This window comes from Paenibacillus sp. 32352 (assembly GCF_002042965.1).
GTDB classification, from domain to species: domain Bacteria; phylum Bacillota; class Bacilli; order Paenibacillales; family NBRC-103111; genus Paenibacillus_S; species Paenibacillus_S vulneris.
Genome location: NZ_MZNT01000007.1, coordinates 26,506 through 46,476, shown reverse-complemented (window position 1 = coordinate 46,476; position 19,971 = coordinate 26,506). Strand labels below are relative to the sequence as shown.

Sequence of the window (19,971 nt, the reverse complement as noted above, 5' to 3'; positions counted from 1 at the left end):
GGTGTCCGTTACGTCTTTAATGAAGTATGTACATTTGCATGCTCGTTTCAGCGCATTCGGCCCTGTTAGCCGAACGCGCTTTTTTATGCCTGCTCCGCGGGGACTAAGGAAGGGGAAGAAATGCATGTTGATCGCTTATGACTCCAAGACGGGAAATGTTCGCCGTTTTGTCGAAAAGCTGAATATGCGAGTGGTTCAAATAGAGGAAATGATGACGGTGAATGAACCGTTCGTTCTAATCACCTATACTACGGGCTTCGGTCAAGTGCCTCAGAAAGTGATGTCCTTTCTTCAAAAGAATCATGCGAATCTCATGGGAGTTTCAGCTAGCGGTAATCGGAATTGGGGAGAAGGCTTTGCCCGAAGCGCCGATCTTATCGCGAAATTATATAAGGTACCGGTAGTAAGCAAGTTTGAGCTTTCAGGAACGAAGCAGGATGTAGAGCGGTTTAAACAGGAGGTGCGTTTGGTTGCTGCATATTGAATTGAACAATTTGTTGCTGCAAAGAGATACGGACGGCTTTTTTCAATTGGAAAAGGATAAGGAAGCCGTAAAGGCGTTTATGGAAGAAGTACATAGCAAAAGCGTACAATTCGCGGATACGAGTGCGAAAGTGCGCTATATGATCGATAACGACTATTACGAGGATGTATATCAGCAGTATTCACCGGCTGACGTTGAGGAAATTTACGAAATCGCGCATAGCTATCGCTTCGAATTTCCTTCCTACATGGCGGCATCCAAATTTTATACGGATTACGCAGTGAAGAGCAATGACCGCACGATGTACTTGGAGCATTACCCGGATAGAGTGGCGATTGTAGCGCTGCATCTGGCTCGTGGAGATATGAATACGGCTAGAACACTGACTACGGCCATGATGGACCAACGTGTGCAGCCGGCGACTCCGACATTTCTGAATGCGGGCAAGAGCCGTCGCGGAGAAATGGTTTCGTGCTTTTTGCTGGAAATGGACGATTCTCTGAATTCGATTAACTATGTTCTCGGCACATGCATGCAGCTTTCCAAAATCGGAGGAGGGGTGGCGGTCAATTTATCCAAATTACGCGGCCGCGGAGAACCGATTAAAGATGTAGAAGGTGCGGCAAAAGGCATTATGCCGGTGCTCAAATTGATGGAGGATGCCTTCTCCTATGCCGATCAAATGGGGCAGCGCAGAGGGTCGGGAGCTGCGTATTATAACATTTTCGGCTGGGATATTATGGAGCTGCTCGACAGCAAGAAGATCAATGCCGATGAAAAAACACGCCTTAAGACTTTATCGATCGGGTTGATCATCCCTAACAAGTTCTATCAGCTGGCGGAAGAAAACAAGCCTCTGCACGTGTTTGCTCCTTATTCCGTTTATAAAGCGTATGGAACCCATTTGGATGATATGGATCTTGATGCTATGTATGATGAATTACTGGCTAATGATCGTGTGCGTAAGAAAGTCGTGATGAGCGCACGCGATATGATGATCAAGATCTCCATGATTCAGCTGGAATCAGGCTATCCTTACATTATGAACAAAACCAATGCCAATCGCGTACACCCACTGAAGCAGCTGGGCGCGATAAAAATGTCGAACCTCTGCACGGAAATTTTCCAGCTGCAGGAGACATCGGAAATCAACGATTACGGCCAGCCGGATAGAATCCGCCGCGATATCAGCTGCAACCTTGCTTCCTTGAACATTGCCAACGTGATGGAGCTGAATAAAGTGAAGGAATCCGTTAAGGAAGGGATTACCGCACTGACAGCGGTCAGCGATATGACGACCGTCGCCAATGCCCCTGGCGTTGCCAAAGCGAATCAAGAGATGCACTCGGTCGGACTTGGAGCGATGAACCTTCATGGCTACTTGGCCAAAAATAAAATCGCTTATGAAGGCGAAGAAGCCAAAGATTTCGTTCGCACCTTTTTTATGATGATGAACTTTTATTCGTTGGAAAGAAGCATGGAGATTGCTAAAGAACGCGGCGTTACGTTTGCCGGCTTTGAGCAATCCGACTATGCGAACGGCACTTACTTCGACCGCTATTTGGAAACGGACTACAGACCCGTTACAAGTAAGGTACAAGAGCTGTTCAAGGACATGACGATCCCGTCTCCCGAAGATTGGGCGAGCCTGAAGTCCGCTGTACAAGCTTACGGGTTATATCATGCTTACCGGCTTGCCATTGCGCCGACACAGAGCATTTCCTATATCCAGAATGCAACGTCAAGCGTAATGCCGATTGTCGAGCAAATCGAAACGCGCACCTATGCCAACTCGACTACCTACTATCCGATGCCGTATTTGAGCAGAGATAACTACTTCTTCTATAAATCGGCTTATCAGATGGATCAGTTCAAGGTATTGGATTTGATTGCCGAAATTCAAACGCATGTGGACCAGGGAATATCCACGGTCCTGCACGTCAACAGCGATGTGACGACGAGACAGCTCGCACGATACTATATTTACGCAGCTAAAAAAGGACTGAAATCTCTTTATTACACTCGGACGAACCATCTTTCCGTTGAAGAGTGCATCAGTTGTTCCGTATAAGATAAGCTGGAAAGGGAGTTGCAGCAATGAGTGTTTGGAAAGCCGTGAATTGGAACCGTCCAGATGACGATTTTACGGATACATTCTGGAAGCAAAATATTATGCAATTTTGGACGGATGAGGAGATTCCGCTATCCGATGATAAAATGTCCTGGCTGACATTAAACGATGCGGAGCGGGACCTGTACATGAAGGTACTTGGCGGTTTAACGCTGCTCGATACGGTACAAGGCGGCGTCGGAATGCCCAAAATTCTCGAGCTCGTCGAAGGGCTGCAGCGTAAAGCGGTCCTCGGCTTTATGGGGATGATGGAGCAAATCCATGCCAAATCGTATAGCAGTATTTTTACCACATTGGCATCGACGGAAGAGATCGATAGCATTTTTCAATGGATTGAAAACAACCGTTTCCTACAGGTCAAAGCGGAGACGATATCCCAATATTATAACAACATTCACTCACGCAAAGATTTGTACTTGGCGATGGCAGCTTCCGTACTGCTCGAGAGCTATCTGTTCTATAGCGGCTTCTTTTATCCGCTGTACCTGGCCGGGCAAGGGAAAATGACGAGCAGCGGGGAGATCATTAACCTGATTCTGCGCGATGAGAGCATTCACGGGTTGTATGTCGGCATGCTGGCTCAAGAGGTGTATGCCCAATTGGATCAGGACGAACAGCAAGCTGCTTATGAGACATTGCAAGGACTTCTTCGCTACTTGCACAGCAACGAAGAGCAATATACAGAGGAACTGTATACCGCAGTAGGGCTGACGGGCGAAGTGAAAGCCTTCTTGCGTTATAATGCAAACAAAGCCATGATGAACCTGGGGCTGGAGCCTTTGTTCCCGGAAGAGGATATCAATCCTATCGTCCTTAACGGGATTAATACCCGTACGAAGCAGCATGATTTCTTTTCCAAGAAAGGCAACGGGTATATTCGGACGGTTAACGTGGAAACTTTGACGGATGATGATTTCCTGTTTGGTGACTGATGCTTTATGATGGATGCTTCACGCTTGCCCAAAATCGAATTATCCTATATGATCAGATAAGCTTCATACAAATTGCATATAAGGGGAACAAGGTGCTTTAGCAGATGCTAAAGCTTAATAGGGAAGTTCGGTGCAATACCGACGCGGTCCCGCCACTGTAATGGAGGAGTCACAGCAACGGTGCCACTGGTCTAGCCATAGACCGGGAAGGCTGCTGATGATGAGGAGTCCAGAGCCAGGAGACCTGCCTGTTCTGACAGCACTGCTTTTACCTACGGCTGATAGGGAAGTGTTAAAGACGGCTTGTCGTTTGTTCCTCAACAACCGGGGCATCTTTACCTTTCTAGCTTCACGTCTGGGTAAAGATGTCTTTTTTGTATTTCATTTTTAGAAAGAAAGAGGAATTGATAATTATGCATCCTTCATTTTTACGGAGCAAAATGGCACTTCAGCTTATCCTGTTGACGCTTTGCGTACTGCTTACATTGGCCGGGTGCAGTCCGTCTGCGCAGCCTCAGGCTAATTCATCTGCTTCCTCCGGCAGCGTACATCCGGAAGAGGTCGTGCTGGCCGCTCCTCGCGATCTGGCTCCGGGTCCTCAGGATGCCTACTACACAAGTACAATTCTTTATGTTTGGGAGCCGTTAATTGCAGCCTCCGAGGATGGACAGCCTGCCCCCAAGCTGGCAAAGTCTTGGAAGATGTCCGAGGACGGCAAGGAATGGACCTTTCAGCTGCGGGAGAATGTTCAGTTTCATGATGGAGAGAAGCTGAATGCTGATGCGGTCATCGCTAACTTTAACCGCTACAAGCGAGTAAGTCCCAAGAGCTCGCCGTTCTATACTCTGGATATCAAAAGCTCTTATCCTGGGTTAAAGGATGTCGTCAAGGTCGACGATATGTCCTTCAAGCTCGTCTTCGAGAATCCACAGCCGACTTTACTGTATTCGATGGTGAATTTCTCAAGCCCGATCTACAGCCCTAAAAATTTTAACGAGAAAGGCGATTTTAACGGCCTTCCCCAAGGTACGGGCCCTTTCAAGCTGATCGAACATAAGAAGGACCAATTTGCGCTGCTCGAAGCTTTCGACGGCTATTATGGTCAGAAGGCTGCCAGCCAACGGATACGTGTTCGCGTCATTCCGGATCCTGATACCAGACTTGCTGCTTTGAAATCAGGGGAGATTATGGGAGTTATGGACCTCGGTGCTATTCCTCCGACTCTGGCCAAAGAACTGTTGAAGGATTCGCAATTCGAACTTTCGGCTACAAAATCAACCATCTCTCACTATCTTCATCCGAATGGAAAAAAAGCGCCTTTTGACATCCCCAAAATGCGTCAAGCCGTTAGCATGATGATAGACCGCCAGCAATTAGTGAAGGAGCTCTACTTGGGTTATCCTGCGGCAACGGTTAATTTTCTGAGCAATACCTCGCCGTTTTATAAGGATATCCCGTTGGACTATCGGCCAGAAGAGGCCAAGAAATTGGCAGCTGAAGTACTGGGCAATCAAAGAAAAAGCATCGAGTTGATCGTGCCGACTTACGGCTTGGACCGTTATCCTTATAAGGCGCAAGCAGAGCTATTCCAATCCGTGCTGAAGGAATTGCAGCTGGATGTGAATATCCGCATTCTGGATGGGGCCGCCTTTAAAGATGCCCAGGCCAAAGGAGATTATGACCTGGCATTGGCTACGCAAGGTCTTCCGAACGGAGACCCGTATACGTTATTCACCAACTATTTATCCAGCACAGGCTCCAGCAATAAAAGCTACAGCCTTGGCTACAAAAACGACAGAGTGGACCAGCTGCTGAATCAAGCAAAAGCCACCTTGAGCATGGACGAGCGCAAAGGCATTTATAATGAGCTTCAAACGATAGCGGCATCCGATTTGCCGACGATTCCTTTGTTCAACGATGCGAGCTTGATTGCTTACAACAAGAAAATTACCGGTTATAAGGCAACGATTTACGGAACTACGCTTCCCGAGCTCAAATGGGTATCGTAACATGATGTATTTCATTAGACGGATAGCAGCAGCCATTCCGGTCATTATGGGTATTTCTTTTATAGCTTTTGCACTAAGTGTAGCTTCGCCCGGAGATCCTGCGGTCGAAGCTTTAAGCATGAATGGGATTAAGGAGCCGACAGAGCAAGAAATTGAGGCGAAAAGGGCAGAGCTTGGATTGAATGATCCGATGATCGTCCAATATGCTCATTGGCTGTGGAAAGCGAGTCATGGGGATCTTGGAATTTCTTATATGACGAAGGAATCCGTAAGCGGAGAGCTGCTGCGCCGGCTTCCTGTAACATTGAGTGTTTCGGGGATGGCCTTGGTCATCGCAGTAGGCACTGGAATCCCATTGGGAATGCTCATGGCCATGAAGAAAAACACATCTTTTGACCATACGGCGCGAATATTGGCTTTATCCCTGGTTTCAATCCCAGGCTTCTGGCTGGCTATTCTGATGATTACCGTATTCTCCGAAAAGCTTCACTGGCTGCCTACCAGCGGCTACGGAACCTTTAAGCATCTCATTATGCCTGCCATCGTATTGGCAGCCGGAACGAGTGCAGTCCTGATGCGCTTAACCAGAGCGGCACTGCTTGAGGTATGGAATCAGGCATATATGGTAACAGCCAAAGCCAAAGGTCTGCACGACACACGCATATTGATCATTCATGCTTTGCGAAATGCGATGATTCCGCTTATTACCGTCATCGGATCATACTTCGGAGCTATTCTTGGCGGATCGGTCATAGTGGAAGTGATTTTTGCCATACCGGGTATTGGAAGGTTTGCTATGGATGGAATATTTCGCAGGGACTATCCCGTTATTCAAGGGTATGTCGTATTTACAGGTCTTGTTTATGTGGCTTTTAATCTGCTAGTCGATATGTCTTACCTTGTCATTCATCCGCAAATGAGATTGGGAGGGAAGCTTCAATGAAGCTGAAGTTTGCCTCTATCAGGCTACGAGGCCAAAGGGTGATGCTGAAGGGGTCTGCCGGACTCGCGTGCTCAGTGCTTTTATTTATCCTTTTATGCAGCTTCTTGGCGCCGTGGATCGCACCGTATGACCCCAATCAGGTGAATATGTCAGAACGGCTGGCACCTCTTTCACCCGAGCATATCCTGGGGACGGATACATTGGGCAGAGATGTGTTCAGCAGGCTTCTTTATGGAGGAAGGGTATCCATACTGCTTGCCATCGCGGTAACGGCTGTCACCATGGCGTTGGGACTTATCATTGGAACGATAGGGGGCTATTGGGGAGGATGGATCGATGATCTCATTCAGGGCATCGTGAGCATTTTTCAAGGCTTGCCGGGGCTTGCTTTCATGCTGGCTATAGCAGGGACCCTAGGGCCGGGGATTAAGAGCCTGTTTATTTCCCTTATCGTAACCTCGTGGCCGGAGTTCTCCCGGGTGGTCCGTGGGGAAGTCATGAAGATTCGCGAGGAGTCTTATGTCGAAGGCATTCGTGCTTTAGGAGCTGGACATCACTATATCATCGTCCGTCACATCATTCCTAATATGATAGGGCCGTTACTCGTATTATTTACGATTCGGATAGGCCGGGTTATCTTATCTATCGCTTCTCTAAGCTTTCTCGGTCTGGGGCTCCAGCCTCCCGCAGCCGATTGGGGCGTTATGGTGAATGATGCAAGGCCGTACTTTCGAAGCTATGCCCACCTCATGCTGGCACCCGGACTTTGTATTGCAGTCGTGTCATTATGCATCAATTGGATAGGGGATCATCTTAGAGACAAGCTCGATACCAAATCGTCTCAGGAAAGATCGTTACTTTAAATGGAAGGAAGTGGTGAATCATGGCCCCGCTACTTCAAATTCAGAATGTGACAGCATCCTTTCGGACGAAAGAAGGGATGGTTCATGCCGTGAAGGGGGTTTCCCTTGATCTGCATCAAGGACAAATCTGGGGATTGATCGGTGAAACCGGCAGCGGGAAATCGGTTCTGGGCCTTAGCATTCCCGGTCTTCTTCCCGACACCGCACAAGTAACAGGATCCATTATGTTTAAAGGACAGGATGTACTGAAGCTGGATCCAAGAAGCTTGCGCAAATGGAGAGGCAGTGAGATCGCGCTGATCCCGCAAAATCCGGCGACCTCCTTGAATCCCGTTCTGACCATCGGATATCAGCTGAAAGAAGCCATGGTCAGACACCGGACAAATAAAAGAAGAAAACAGCTCCATATGGATGCTGTACAGCTCTTGTCGCGTTTGCAAATGCCGGAACCGGAGCGTAAAATGGGAAGCTACCCTTTTCAGCTTAGCGGTGGAATGAAGCAGCGGGTTCTTGCTGCCATCGGCATGTGCGGTCATCCATCCCTTATTATTGCGGATGAACCTACCAAAGGCTTGGACGCCATGGTCAGATATCAAACAGTGGAAATGATGAGGACAGTCGCTCAACAAACGGGTGCGGGAATGCTCGTCATCACGCATGATCTGCATATAGCGGAATCGTTATGCGATAGGATCGGCGTTATGTATGCAGGCCAAATAGTAGAGCAGGGCGACGCTAAGGAGCTATTCCGCAACCCGAAGCACCCCTATACTCAAGGGCTACTCGGATCGATTCCCGGCCGGGGGATGGTGCCTATTCCAGGTACAAGCATGGGAGTCTCTGAGACAAGCACTGGCTGTTCGTTCTATAGCCGTTGCAAGCATAGAAAGCATGAGTGCAGCATGGAAATGCCTGAATTGTATTCGTTGTCCACAGTCACAATCCCGGGCAGCTGTACAGGCACAGAACAAGCAGAAGTAAGCAAAGTGAGGTGTTTTCTCTATGATCCGAGTCGCCAACCTGAACAAAACCTTTCAAACCGGCTGGCTACATAAACACAGTTATAGGGCGGTTCAAAATATCTCGTTGAACATAGAGTCTGGCGAGACCTTGGGCTTAATAGGAGAGAGCGGCTGCGGCAAATCAACATTATCCCGACTCATACTAAAGCTTCTTCCTTGCGATCCAGGGGGAAGCATTATTTTTAATGGCGTCGATATTACGTATTACACGATGAAGCAAATGCAGCCGCTTCGCAGGCAAATGCAGATCTTATTCCAGCATCCGGACTCCGCATTAAATCCGCGTCAAATGATTATTCAAAGCATGCTGGAGCCGATTACATTGCATCGCTTGATGGATAAAGAAGAAGGCGTGGCTAAGGTCCTTGAGCTGATGGAGTTAGTTGGACTTCATCGTGATCTTCTGTACAGGTATCCCCATCAGATCAGCGGAGGACAGATCCAGCGGGTCGTTATTGCCAGAGCTTTGACCCTGGAGCCCAAGCTCTTAATCCTGGATGAGCCCACTTCGATGCTGGATGTCTCTGTTCAGGCGCAGGTCGTAGAACTGCTGCAGCATATTCAAAAGCAGTATCAAATGTCTTACTTGTTTATCTCCCATGATTTGGACCTCGTTCGCCATACTTGCAGTCGAATTGCGGTGATGCATCAGGGATGCTTAGTAGAGCTCGGAGACAGCGCCGCTATATGGGAGCAGCCCGAGCATCCTTACACTCAACAGTTAACAGAGGCGTTTAGAGCCTTCTCTTCCTATTCCATGACGTAAAGGAGATCAGCGAATGAATCATATTAATACGACTATTTCAGCAATGCCATCTGAATATTGGATTCAAGCCTGGGAGCAGGCGGCAGCCAAAGACTGCCGGGTGGGAATTGACGCGGAGGAAGAGAGCTATTGGGTCGAAAACGCACCCGCCTATGATGAGCGGAATCCGTTAGCTCCCTATACGGAGCCGATCATGAATACTATTTATGAGTACCTTGCGCCGGATGACCATCTCCTTGAGATCGGGCCGGGAACAGGCGGGTTCACGCAATTGCTTGCTCCTAATGTCGGTGAGATCACCCTGATTGAACCGTCGAAGGCAATGTACAAGGAACTATGCAGCAGCTGGCCGACGAGAATCGGTTCCTTTCCAAAAGCGATTATCAGCAAATGGGAGGAGGCTACCGAGCATAAGGCAGACATCGTATTTGGTGCGAATGCCTTTTACCGGATTCGGGACATGAAGGCAAGTCTGTTGAAAATGCACGAAACTGCATGCCGGCACGTCTTTCTTATCCAGTCTATCGGCAGGCCCTTTGCAGGTCCGCTTCAAGTCAAGGAGACGGAAAAGGAACGCGCGGATGCATTATCTGATATTTTGCATGAGTTGAATATTTCACATTCATATGAACGTTTTCCGATAAAGCGAAAGAATGGAATGATCCACGATGTTGCTTTAATCCATTGGAGATCTGATCAAAACCGCCAGAAATAAGGCGGTTTTTGTTTTTAGCATAGTATAATTGAAATCCGCGGTCGCTGAATGCGAAAAATTCGATTTGTCGATGCGGGGTTATCACACTAATCCGCTGCTTGCTCAGATCCCCGGCGGCGCAGGCTCATGAATACCAACGACAACGCAACTATCGTAAGGATGATCCCCAGCAATCGAAATCCCTCGAAGCTGAACTTCCCTCCCATAACGATACCTATCAACAATGAGGAGAGAATGGTTCCAAAATATCTTGAAGTATTAAACAATCCTGAGGCTACACCGATGATTGGCTTTGGCGAGCTTTGAAACAAGGCCGCTTGCATGCCGACGTTGTTCAACCCGTTACTGATTCCGAAAGCAGCTAATGCCAGACATACGCTAATAACCGGCGAAGTTTGATTCAAGGTCACAATCCATATGGACCCCAAAGTCATTAATATAGCGGACACTAGTAAGGCCGGTCGAGGACCTGATTTATCAATCCATCGTCCTGCGAACGGGGAAACAACGAGCGAGCATAAGCCTAAACTTAGCATCAGAATCCCGGTATGGAATTCGCTGACATGACGAACCAGCTGCAAGTAGGAGGGAAGCCCGAAGAAGATCGAGTAAAACAGAACGTTAACGAGCATGAATTCGACGTTGACCCAAGTTATCGCTGGATATTTGGCGAAAGTACGCAAAGGAATGAAAGGGGATGACGTCTTTAACTCATGTCGCACAAAAGCTAAAAGCAGCACAAGGCCGATCAATCCGACAACGATATTGAGCGATGAGACATGTCCTGTGGAATTTGCTGATAATAATCCAACGAGCAGGGCAACCAGACCCGCTGCGAAAAGGACGATACCTGATACATCCATCATACTCATCCATTTTCGAAAGGACATGCTGCTTTCAACCTGTGCCGAAGCTCTGTCCTCGGGAATCGTCCTCCATGCCAAAAAAAAGCTCGCCGCCGCAAACGGAATATTGACGAAAAAGATTGCATGCCAATCCCACCAGTGAATCAAGACCCCTCCAATAAACGGTCCAATGGCTGCTGCTCCGGAGAGGAATATGGACAATACGGACAGCGCAGTCGCTTGCTTCTCCGTAATATGAATTCGTACAATAGCCATTCCCACGGCTACCATCATGCTGGTTCCGACGGATTGCACAATACGGAATACGATGATCCACCCAAAATTCGGAGATATGGGAGCTGCTAAGGAGGCGGCGAAGGCAATCAATAGCCCGGTAAGAAATATCTTCTTGCGCCCGAATAAGTCACTAGCTTTTCCCATGACGGGTTGGGCAATGGCACTCGCAATGTAGAAAGAAAATATGATCCAGGAAACCGTAGTAAAGTCGAGCTGAAACACATTTTGCAGCCTTGGAATAGCAACCGAAACCATGGAAGAATTTAAGGGGTTCATCAGGATCCCAAGTCCTACAGAAATCATTAACCACCAACTGCGGGCATTCATTATTAAGCTCCCCCTAAAATGTTTTAATGCTATCGTACATGAAATCAGTTATTTACTCCAACGCATTTTATGTTATGATTCCATTGACTTGAGGGAATGAATTAGGGGGCAAGGAAATGGAACTTCTTCAATTGCAATATTTTATTACTGTAGCCCGATTGGAGCATGTGACCGAGGCTGCACGAAGTCTGCACGTTACGCAATCATCACTGAGTAAAACGATTCAACGCCTGGAAGAGGATCTTGGAGCTCCGCTATTTGATCGAACAGGAAGGAATCTGCGTCTCAATGAATTCGGAAGCCGCTTCCTTCGCCGTGCGGAAAGGGCTTTGTTTGAATTGGAGCAGGGGAGACAGGAAATTGTCGATTTGTCCAGCCCGGAGCACGGCACGCTCAAATTGGCGGTAACCACTGCGGGCACGCTGCCCCAGATCCTGCGAGAGTTTCGGAAAAGGCGGCCTCATATCCAATTTCATGTTCAAATGCTGACCACACAGGAAATGGTTACCCTTCTTCATCGAGGAGAGGTTGATTTATGTCTATCCTCACCTCCAATACAAGAAGATGATATTGAATGTCAAATGGTGTACAACGATCCCATACTCATTGCTGTTCCAAAGGGGCATCGGCTGGCAGAACGAAGCAGCGTTTCTTTGAAAGAATTAAAGGATGAATGGTTTGTCGGTGTAAAGGAGGGCCACGGTACTCGCGATTTAGTGGACTCTGTATGCCAATCGGTTGGATTCGAACCCAAATATGTATATGAAGGCAATGAGCCTGCGAGGCTGAGCACTCTTGTGGAAGCCGGAATTGGTATTGCCTTCATGCCAAGCACAGTAAGGAATTCGCGGGAGGACATCCACTATCTCCAAGTGGAGGATTGCGGATTGGTAAGGGAAATTGCTTTATTATGGCACAAGGGGCGGTATATTTCACGTGCCGCTCAGGAATTTCGTGAGGTTGTAGTAGAGTATTTCGATACGATATCCAAACAGACTACAGGCTCACCTATAGAGGCGAAACCAACTCAGGGATAGAGAAAGGTGCCTCTTTAACTCTCCTACAAAGTGGGGTCATGGGTTAAATTTGGTGTTAGACTTCAAGTTGAAGATGGTCGCAAGGGCATTTCGTGGACTTGAACTTTACGATATTTAAACTTATAGCGACAGGAGGGATAAAGTTGCTGCCATGTAAGACTACCGACAACAACTTTATCCCGCCCCCGATTTTTAAACAATTACGGTTACTGTACAGCCCTCTCCGCATTCCTCCATAATAAGCCGCCGATCATGAACGTTCCAAGGGATAGAATAAGGCATACGGCTGCGAAGATACCGATAGACGAATATCCGCCGTACTGGACGTAGAGGATGCCGGCCACCCAAGACCCGAGCGTGTTCGCTCCATTCATGGTCGAGTTGGCGAGGCTCGAGATCGTACCCCGAATCGAGGCGTTAAGTGAGGTGAGAGCTTCCATCACAATTGGGAAAATAACTCCGAGCGTCGCAAAGATGACTAGATATACGCTTGCTACTACCGGCACGTTTGTTAAATGGGGTGCCGCCGTGTAAAGGATCACGAGCAAGAGCATGCCCGTGATAACGATCCTTACATGGCCCAGCTTTCGAGTTACCGCCGAACTAACCAAGCTGCCCACCAACGTGCCGAGGCCAAGAAACATCATTACGGTACCGATCTGTCCTACTGGCAGTGAGAACCGATCGGCCATCCATTTTCCAACGAAGGCGAATGCAGTCCCGCTGCCCAAATGAAGGAGCAGGTAGGCCAGGAAGCCGCTTCTCGCCTTACTGCTTGTAATTAGAGGGACATATCGGGCGAGAATGGAGGTACTGCCATGGTGCGCACTTGGCTTCATAGCAGGCAGCAAGAAGAAAGCGGCAGCAGCCAGCAGCAGTGAAGCGATCCCAATCGTCCAAAACGGCACCGACCAGTGGGTCACCGCCAGCCAACTTCCGATCGGTACTCCTAGAGCCTGAGAAGCAGCCAGTCCCGAGAAAGCCACTCCCATCGTTCTCGATATGCTGGATGCCGGCATCACCGCAGGGATGGAAGCCCACACTTGCGGGGCTGTGAAGGCTGCACTGACGCCAGCCAGGAAGCGAAACAGGCACATCATCCAGAAGCTGTCAGCAAAGCCGCACAGAATCGTTGTGAGGGAGAATCCAAGCAGGCCGCTTAACAAGACGGTTCGACGGTTCCAGCCGTCGGACAAGGGTCCGGCGATCAAGGCAAATATGGCCGAGCCGAGAGTATAAGAGCCAATCATCCAGCCGGCGACGCCCGTCGAGACGGAGAATTCCTTCTGCAGCGTCGGAAGCAAGGGAGAGATCAGGAACGTGTCGGTTCCGATCATGAACATAATTAAAAAGAATAACATTGTAAACTTGCGCATCATCTATCACTCCTAAAGATTTTATGTTGTATGCTGAGTTCATCTTAAGGCATAATAGTGACAATACATGTCATAAACTTTTTTGATTTGAAAAAAAGGATGGTTAGGATGCCCAAATCCAAAAGATTGATGGAATTGATGCTAACCGTGAACCGAAAGCGGAGATTCAAGGTTCAGGAGCTGGCCGACGAATTCGGCGTATCGAAGCGTACGATTTTGAGGGATTTGCAGGAGTTGAGCGAGCTTGGGGTTCCGCTCTATTCGGAAGTAGGGCCGCACGGAGGTTATCAAGTGGTAAGGGAGAGGGTACTGCCGCCGATCGCCTTTACGGAAGGGGAGGCGGTAGCCATGTTTTTTGCCGTACATGCCCTGCGCCATTATTCCTCGCTTCCATTCGAAGCGGAATCGGCTTCGGCACTAAGTAAGTTCTACCACTATATGCCAGGGGATGTCAGAGACCGTATCGACAGCATGAAGGACCGTGTAGACTTCATTACGCCGACAAGGCGAGGTGAGGCTCCTTGCTTGGCAAGTCTTCTGGACGCTGCGATTCATCGGAAGGTGCTGCTTGTTGTGTACAAGTCGAAGGAAGAGGGCGAGAGCAGCCGCCGGATCCAACCGGTTTGTATTTATGCAAACAACGGCTTTTGGTACTGTACGGCATACTGCTTTCTCCGGCAAGGCTTCCGTGTATTTCGATGTGATCGGATTAGCGAAGCAGTCCACGACGAAACCACGGAGCCGCTCGATCTAGGTGAAGTCCGGCTAAGCCGGCGGGAGTATGCCCAACCTAGAGAGCCGATCCGCTTGTATGCGGAGTTAAGCCGTGCAGGTGTCCAGCGATGCGAAGGTGAGCTTTGGGCCGCTCCCATGCTTCGTGTGCTGGAGGATGGAAGCGGGGTGCTCGATTCGCAGGTATCCCGCGGCGATATTGGCTTTTACACAGAATTCTTCATTGCGCTTGGGAATGAGGCTGTTCTGAAGGAGCCCGCAGAATTAAAGGATGCTATAAAGGAGAAGCTTACAGAACTGCTTGCCCGATACCAATGAACGAGTAGGACCTCAGATAATGAATGAAACTTAAAAAATAAACCAATGGAATGTATAACCAGCAAATATAAATAAAATAATCCACCCCCATAAAAACAATAAACGGACCGCTCGGGGGATTAGTAAATATTCAGAGTACAATTTTATAAAAAAAGCTTTCAATTCTACGCTCCACCTTTCGAGCTAGATTCAAAGTATTCGAAATTCACATGTATCCTTCAATATATCGTTGACCATTTATAGTAACCTAAAGCTCAGTCTGGGCCTCGATGCGGCCGCCATAGTCTAAGATGCTGCCGTTTTGCCAAACGGCGAAGTTACTTTTATTGTATATGGCAGCCGCGGCCTGTTCGGGGGTTCCCACGCTAAACGCTTATGGACTCATGTGGAGTATGGAAGTGATGTTGGTCTACATCTATCTGTCTTCATCTCATGACCGCACGGTTGAACAGATTCACGAGCTCGGTACTGTAGGATTGCGGATCGATAGTGCCGATCAGCTTCTTATTAAATATATATTCGTCAATGGAGCCACGAATTGCGCTTGCCGTCACCATAACATTGAACTTGCCAAAATCCTTTGTCTCCTGACCATCAAGTAGTATCTGTTGCAGTTCTCTATCCAAAGGATTCTCTTCATCGTCGTCCAGCTTATAATAGGGTATGTTATCGAGCGTCCGGGCATGGAATATAATCTCAATCAGAGCAATATTGTATTTTGGCTTTTCTATATGATAAGCAATACTTGCTTCGATATAGGCGCGGAGCTTATCGCTAGGGGTCGATGATGCGTTCGTACGTTCCAGAACATAGGAAGACATATCGGAGAGAAGCTTCATCAAGGTATAGTCCATCAAATCGTTTTTGTCTCGAAAATGGTATGAAATTAATGCGGTGCTAATCCCAGCTTTTTTTGCTATCTGGGCCATGCTGGCGTGGATATAACCGATCTCATCCAGTGTCATAATGACCGCATCAAAGATTTGCTCGCGCCTGGCCTCGGAAATGAAAGATTTTTTTTCATCTTTTTTGTTATTTCTCATCGTACCTCACCTCGTGGGTCTTGCCTGGGTTTCTCCAGTATTGAAACTTCCCTTTATCTTTTACTATTATACCAAGTTTACTAGCTTCGCATTGCATTTCTTTAGCAGATTCCATGTCTTTCTTTTGCAATGCTTGATTACGAGCCCTTAGTAGAGCGTTCAAGGCTGGCGATAAATCTGGCGTATGATCCACCCAAAGACGATATTCTGCCTCATATGGGTCCCCATCAAACGACCATGAATAACGGTGCTTGACGAATGCATCTGCTATTTTGGCAGGCGTCGATTCATAACGTTCTCGTGCTAGTTCTTGACCGGCATTTCCAAGAAGGACAAGCTCCTTGCCGTCAATAAACATCGAAGCGATATCAGATCTGGAATAGCGGTGAGTCGAATCCGCAATGTTCAAAATTACTTCTTCATCAGAAACAGTGATGATAAGGCTGTCTTTAATCGCCTCAGCAGAAAGCCACATACCTGCAATAAAACCTAAAATAGTCGTTACTGCGGTAAGCCAGATCTCTTGAATTGAAGCGACCAGCTTCAAAGGCCCCTGAAAGGGAAACCAAGGCAATCCCGCAGCCCAATCAGCGATTGATGGTAAGAAATACCCCACAATAAGTCCTGCAGCAGGTGGAGCAATCAGCAGAAAAATGCGTTCAAACGGCGTTAATCCAATAATCGTAATATGCTTGTTGCTCTGTTGAGATTTGAACAAGAGTTTCTTACCCCCTTTTTTAAGAAGCATTTTTGAATTTAGTGGATTGGATTGTGTATTCTTTTTATCGTTACAGTCAGTAGTGCAATGGCCATCAGAGCAAAGATCACATTACCGATCCAAGCCCAAGTGTTATCCGGCCATAAAAGTAAAGTCATGGCAAAGCCGCCCCATGCATAGGTGAGCAAAGCACCCGTAATTATTGCGAAGTGGTGTTGAATGCTCCATTCCCGATGACTTGACCAACGGCTTATGAGTATCCACGAAAGTAAGAGAATGCAAACACCCCATATTACACCGCCCCAATTTTCCGGTTTGGAGAAAAATAGGCTGGAAGCCGCAAATGACCCAATTCCCAGGTGAAGTGGCTTTATTAAAGCTTTCGACTCATAAGCTGTTCTTTTGTTTTTCTTGAGAAAAACACCGATCAAGATAATTAGGAATGCACCCATGGCAGCACCTGCCAGCTGTAACACTGAAGCGATAAACCTCTGCTCCATGTAGGTAAAGGAAAATACAATTGCACAACCAAACAAATACAAAATACCGATGCTGAACAGACCTTTATTTCCTAACCAAGGTGTTACTCTTCTTGAAGGAGTCAACATCTCTATAATTGCGATAGGCACGCCCATGCTCCAAATTACATGGCCTCCGACATAAGATAGTAAGTCATAGGCGCTGATCCCAACTAAGGGAATAGGGGCAGCAATTCTGTTCAATTGAGTATCGAAATATGTGATGTTAAAAAGGGATTGATCAATTAGACAAGCTTGAATAATACCATATGCTGCGCCAAAAAAGAGCATTGTAGGCCAGCCGCGGCCTAATCGGCGAGCCGTTTCCCGAATTAGTAATGCGCCTCCGCCATACATTGGCAAAAGCAGTACCAAAGCGGCTGCCATGTTTTGAATTGGACTGGTCCCAAGTAAAAATTCTCCTACCCATGGAGCTAACAAAAGTAAACCAAGCACAGGAGCAAATCGCCGAATTCTGGACAAAACCAATCCTCCTTCAAATAAATACTGATTAATCGTACAAAATATTGATCAATTGATCAAATTATAGCTTTTTGAACGAATTCTGTAAATACTCCGTTGTCTTGTCCATCTAAGCATTGAATGGGGGTGTGCAGGTTGGGAAAACCTACAAAGCGATTGCAATTACAATCGTGAAGGGGTGATTCCATGTCTCTATCCGTCTTGGATCCTGCAAATCAAAATAAGACCCTGTCTGCCAACGTGCTGACAGTTGCTCAATATATACTAGAGCAGCTTGCCGTATGGGGCGTAAAACGAATCTTCGGGGTTATCGGTGATGCAAATTTGTATTTATTGGATGCTCTGGCCAAGCAGAGCAAGATCCAATACATTGCTTGCAAGCACGAGGGAAGTGCGGCTCTGATGGCATCCGCAGAAGCCAAGCTGACGGGAAGAGTGGCTGTGTGTCTGGCCACCAGCGGCCCCGGCATAGCCAACCTGATCAATGGTCTTGCAGACGCCGCAATGGATCATGCAGGTGTACTGGTGCTGACAGGACAGGTCGATGAACCGCACATAGGTACGCATACCAAGCAATACATCAATCAACAGCAGCTCATAAGTCCAATTGCTGAGAAATCCGAGCTGCTTGCCCATCCCGATGCACTGCCGGAAATCTTGCAGGAATGTTTGATAAGAGCGAAGATGTTTGGAGCAGTAACCCATCTATCTATTCCTAAGGATCTGTATACCTTGAAGGTTCAAGGGAAGGTAAAGGGCTATCCCGAACACCTGCATCAAGAGCTTCTGACACCTGAAGGGAAGATCAAGGAAGCTGCTGACATGCTACAAGGGGCTCAGCGTCCTCTTTTCCTGCTTGGCCGTGGTGCACAGGACTCCGCGGCTCAAATCCAACAGCTTGCCGAGGCAGTTCAAGCGGCCGTTGTCACCACCTACACAGCGCGCTCCTTTTTTCCAAATAATCATGAGCTCTACTCCGGAGGGCTGGGACAGGCAGGCAGTGAAGCATCGACTATACTTCTGGATGAAAGTGATTTGATAGTCATATTAGGCGGAACCTGGTGGCCGGAGGGCTATACTCCCAAGCAGCCGCGTATTCTGCAGATTGACAAGTCACCTGTCCAGATGGGAATCGGTCATGAAATAGCGATGGGGCTTGTAGGAGATCTAAAACAAATCGTGCCCAAACTGCTGCAGATGGCTGTACCAACCGGCGCTGCGCGTGACGCATGGAAGCTGCGGATAAAAGAAGTAACGGAAAGCTGGAAAGCAACAATCGTTCAAGAGACGCAGCAGGAGACTGCTCCGATGGCTCCGCAGCGTGTGATTCATACCCTTTCCAACCTGGCAGCTCCAAATGCGATCATTGCTGTAGATACCGGCGACCATACGCTCTGGTTGAACCGGGTGTTTCAAGCGAAGCAGCAGGAGTTTCTCATTTCCGGTCGATGGCGTACATTAGGCTTTGGACTTCCCGCGGCCATTGCAGCTCAGTTAGAGTATCCGGACCGGCAGGTTATTGCGGTTGTGGGGGATGGCGGAGTCGTACAGACGTTAATGGAGTTCCAAACCGCGGTTCAGCTGGGGCTGCCAATCGTTGTTTTGATCATGAATAATGGTTCCTATGCGATGGAAAAGAACAGGATGGAGACAGCGGGACTCCAGACGCTAGGCAGCGTGCTGGTTAACCCTGATTTTGCGAAGATTGCCGAGGCTTGCGGCGGTATGGGACGGCAAGTGCAGACTTCACAGCAGTTAGAGCAGGAGCTGCGTTCCGCATTGGAGCAGCGTAAGCCTTGCATTCTCGATGTTCAGATTCAAGCAGCGGTAGTCCCTCATACAAAGCTTTGATATAGAAAACCAGGAGAGGAATGTATTCATCTTCTACTGGTTTTTTATTTTATCCCGCAGCCGAAAGATTCGAAACGAATTTTACCTTTTGAACGTCCTTATATGTAAAGGGGTGGCGTACTATGAAGAGAATACGTTTAATAACCGTAGTGATCCTTCTTTCATTTTCTGTTATCGCTGCAGGATGCGGAAAAAAGGAACATCTATCGGTCAAAAAGCTATCTGAATTTTATAACGGTGACATTTCCAAAGTGGATACCATTGAGATTACTGACGGATCAAGCGGTAAACGCAAATCCTTTACGGACAGGGAACAAGTACAGGCATGGATAGATAGCGTTCGTCATATAGAATTGATTCCTGACCCAAATCAAGAAGATCGCAGCGGCTTCCTATATGCGGTGTCATTATTTGAAAATAAAGAACTGAAGCTTGGATTTACGCCCAATAGCATTGGCGGTCATTATTATATTCACAACGATGAAATGAAAGCACAAATAGAGCAGCTGTTAAGATCAAAGAATTAACCTGGCTCGATAGGAATCAGTTTCCCAATGAAGC

18 protein-coding genes and 1 riboswitch are annotated in these 19,971 nt (G+C 47.7%); of the genes, 13 read left to right on the top strand and 5 right to left on the bottom strand.

Translation table 11 applies throughout. The annotated features are described in order from the left end of the window. Window positions 1-124 precede the first annotated feature (124 nt). From nrdI to B1728_RS17305, 9 genes are all read left to right on the top strand, one after another. Window positions 125-484: a class Ib ribonucleoside-diphosphate reductase assembly flavoprotein NrdI gene (gene nrdI, locus B1728_RS17345; protein ID WP_079911539.1), complete on the top strand. Its 360-nt coding sequence runs from the start codon at window positions 125-127 to the stop codon at window positions 482-484. Continuing rightward, entirely contained in the window at window positions 471-2,555 is a 2,085-nt protein-coding gene (gene nrdE, locus B1728_RS17340; RefSeq protein WP_079911537.1) for a class 1b ribonucleoside-diphosphate reductase subunit alpha, read from the top strand. The genes nrdI and nrdE overlap by 14 nt, the downstream gene beginning before the upstream one ends. A 26-nt stretch (window positions 2,556-2,581) precedes the next feature. After that, window positions 2,582-3,547, top strand: coding sequence for a class 1b ribonucleoside-diphosphate reductase subunit beta (gene nrdF / locus B1728_RS17335; protein ID WP_079911535.1), 966 nt, complete (start codon window positions 2,582-2,584; stop codon window positions 3,545-3,547). A 73-nt stretch (window positions 3,548-3,620) separates the two neighbouring features. After that, window positions 3,621-3,813, top strand: a riboswitch (cobalamin riboswitch). 147 nt (window positions 3,814-3,960) lie between these two features. Then, the gene (locus B1728_RS17330) at window positions 3,961-5,556 is read left to right on the top strand and encodes an ABC transporter substrate-binding protein (protein ID WP_079911533.1); all 1,596 of its coding nucleotides are present in this window, start codon (window positions 3,961-3,963) and stop codon (window positions 5,554-5,556) included. Window position 5,557: 1 nt separating this feature from the next. Beyond that, window positions 5,558-6,499: a nickel ABC transporter permease gene (gene nikB / locus B1728_RS17325; RefSeq protein ID WP_079911531.1), complete on the top strand. Its 942-nt coding sequence runs from the start codon at window positions 5,558-5,560 to the stop codon at window positions 6,497-6,499. Continuing rightward, window positions 6,496-7,362, top strand: a complete 867-nt coding sequence (locus B1728_RS17320) for an ABC transporter permease (RefSeq protein ID WP_256865393.1) — start codon at window positions 6,496-6,498, stop codon at window positions 7,360-7,362. The genes nikB and B1728_RS17320 overlap by 4 nt, the downstream gene beginning before the upstream one ends. A gap of 20 nt (window positions 7,363-7,382) precedes the next feature. Beyond that, window positions 7,383-8,417: an ABC transporter ATP-binding protein gene (locus B1728_RS17315; protein WP_079911529.1), complete on the top strand. Its 1,035-nt coding sequence runs from the start codon at window positions 7,383-7,385 to the stop codon at window positions 8,415-8,417. Further along, entirely contained in the window at window positions 8,365-9,150 is a 786-nt protein-coding gene (locus B1728_RS17310; RefSeq protein ID WP_079911527.1) for an ABC transporter ATP-binding protein, read from the top strand. Before B1728_RS17315 ends, B1728_RS17310 begins: the two co-directional genes overlap by 53 nt. A 13-nt stretch (window positions 9,151-9,163) precedes the next feature. Then, window positions 9,164-9,865, top strand: a complete 702-nt coding sequence (locus B1728_RS17305; protein WP_079911526.1) for a class I SAM-dependent methyltransferase — start codon at window positions 9,164-9,166, stop codon at window positions 9,863-9,865. A gap of 86 nt (window positions 9,866-9,951) precedes the next feature. Here the strand turns inward: B1728_RS17305 and B1728_RS17300 are convergent, their stop codons facing one another. Continuing rightward, on the bottom strand, window positions 9,952-11,334 hold the full coding sequence (locus B1728_RS17300) for an MFS transporter (protein ID WP_079911524.1): 1,383 nt from the start codon (window positions 11,332-11,334) through the stop codon (window positions 9,952-9,954). A 116-nt stretch (window positions 11,335-11,450) separates the two neighbouring features. On the opposite strand from B1728_RS17300, the gene B1728_RS17295 reads away from it, so the two are divergent. After that, window positions 11,451-12,371, top strand: a complete 921-nt coding sequence (locus B1728_RS17295) for a LysR family transcriptional regulator (protein WP_079911523.1) — start codon at window positions 11,451-11,453, stop codon at window positions 12,369-12,371. A gap of 206 nt (window positions 12,372-12,577) precedes the next feature. Here B1728_RS17295 and B1728_RS17290 read toward each other — a convergent pair whose 3' ends face one another. Next, the gene (locus B1728_RS17290) at window positions 12,578-13,750 is read right to left on the bottom strand and encodes an MFS transporter (RefSeq protein ID WP_306293534.1); all 1,173 of its coding nucleotides are present in this window, start codon (window positions 13,748-13,750) and stop codon (window positions 12,578-12,580) included. A gap of 105 nt (window positions 13,751-13,855) precedes the next feature. On the opposite strand from B1728_RS17290, the gene B1728_RS17285 reads away from it, so the two are divergent. Next, the gene (locus tag B1728_RS17285) at window positions 13,856-14,797 is read left to right on the top strand and encodes a helix-turn-helix transcriptional regulator (protein WP_079911519.1); all 942 of its coding nucleotides are present in this window, start codon (window positions 13,856-13,858) and stop codon (window positions 14,795-14,797) included. Between the two features lie 425 nt (window positions 14,798-15,222). Here the strand turns inward: B1728_RS17285 and B1728_RS17280 are convergent, their stop codons facing one another. The 3 genes from B1728_RS17280 to B1728_RS17270 are packed head-to-tail and all read right to left on the bottom strand — an operon-like array spanning window position 15,223 to window position 17,559. Further along, window positions 15,223-15,840, bottom strand: a complete 618-nt coding sequence (locus B1728_RS17280) for a TetR family transcriptional regulator (protein ID WP_079911518.1) — start codon at window positions 15,838-15,840, stop codon at window positions 15,223-15,225. After that, window positions 15,830-16,558, bottom strand: coding sequence for a YqeB family protein (locus B1728_RS17275; RefSeq protein ID WP_079911517.1), 729 nt, complete (start codon window positions 16,556-16,558; stop codon window positions 15,830-15,832). The genes B1728_RS17280 and B1728_RS17275 overlap by 11 nt, the downstream gene beginning before the upstream one ends. 38 nt (window positions 16,559-16,596) lie before the next feature. Then, window positions 16,597-17,559: a hypothetical protein gene (locus B1728_RS17270; protein WP_079911516.1), complete on the bottom strand. Its 963-nt coding sequence runs from the start codon at window positions 17,557-17,559 to the stop codon at window positions 16,597-16,599. A 186-nt stretch (window positions 17,560-17,745) separates the two neighbouring features. Between B1728_RS17270 and B1728_RS17265 the strand changes: the two genes are divergently transcribed. Then, a complete protein-coding gene (locus B1728_RS17265) occupies window positions 17,746-19,410 on the top strand; it encodes a thiamine pyrophosphate-binding protein (protein WP_079911515.1) in 1,665 nt (554 codons plus the stop codon). Between the two features lie 122 nt (window positions 19,411-19,532). Continuing rightward, window positions 19,533-19,937: a hypothetical protein gene (locus B1728_RS17260; RefSeq protein WP_079911514.1), complete on the top strand. Its 405-nt coding sequence runs from the start codon at window positions 19,533-19,535 to the stop codon at window positions 19,935-19,937. Window positions 19,938-19,971 lie beyond the last annotated feature (34 nt).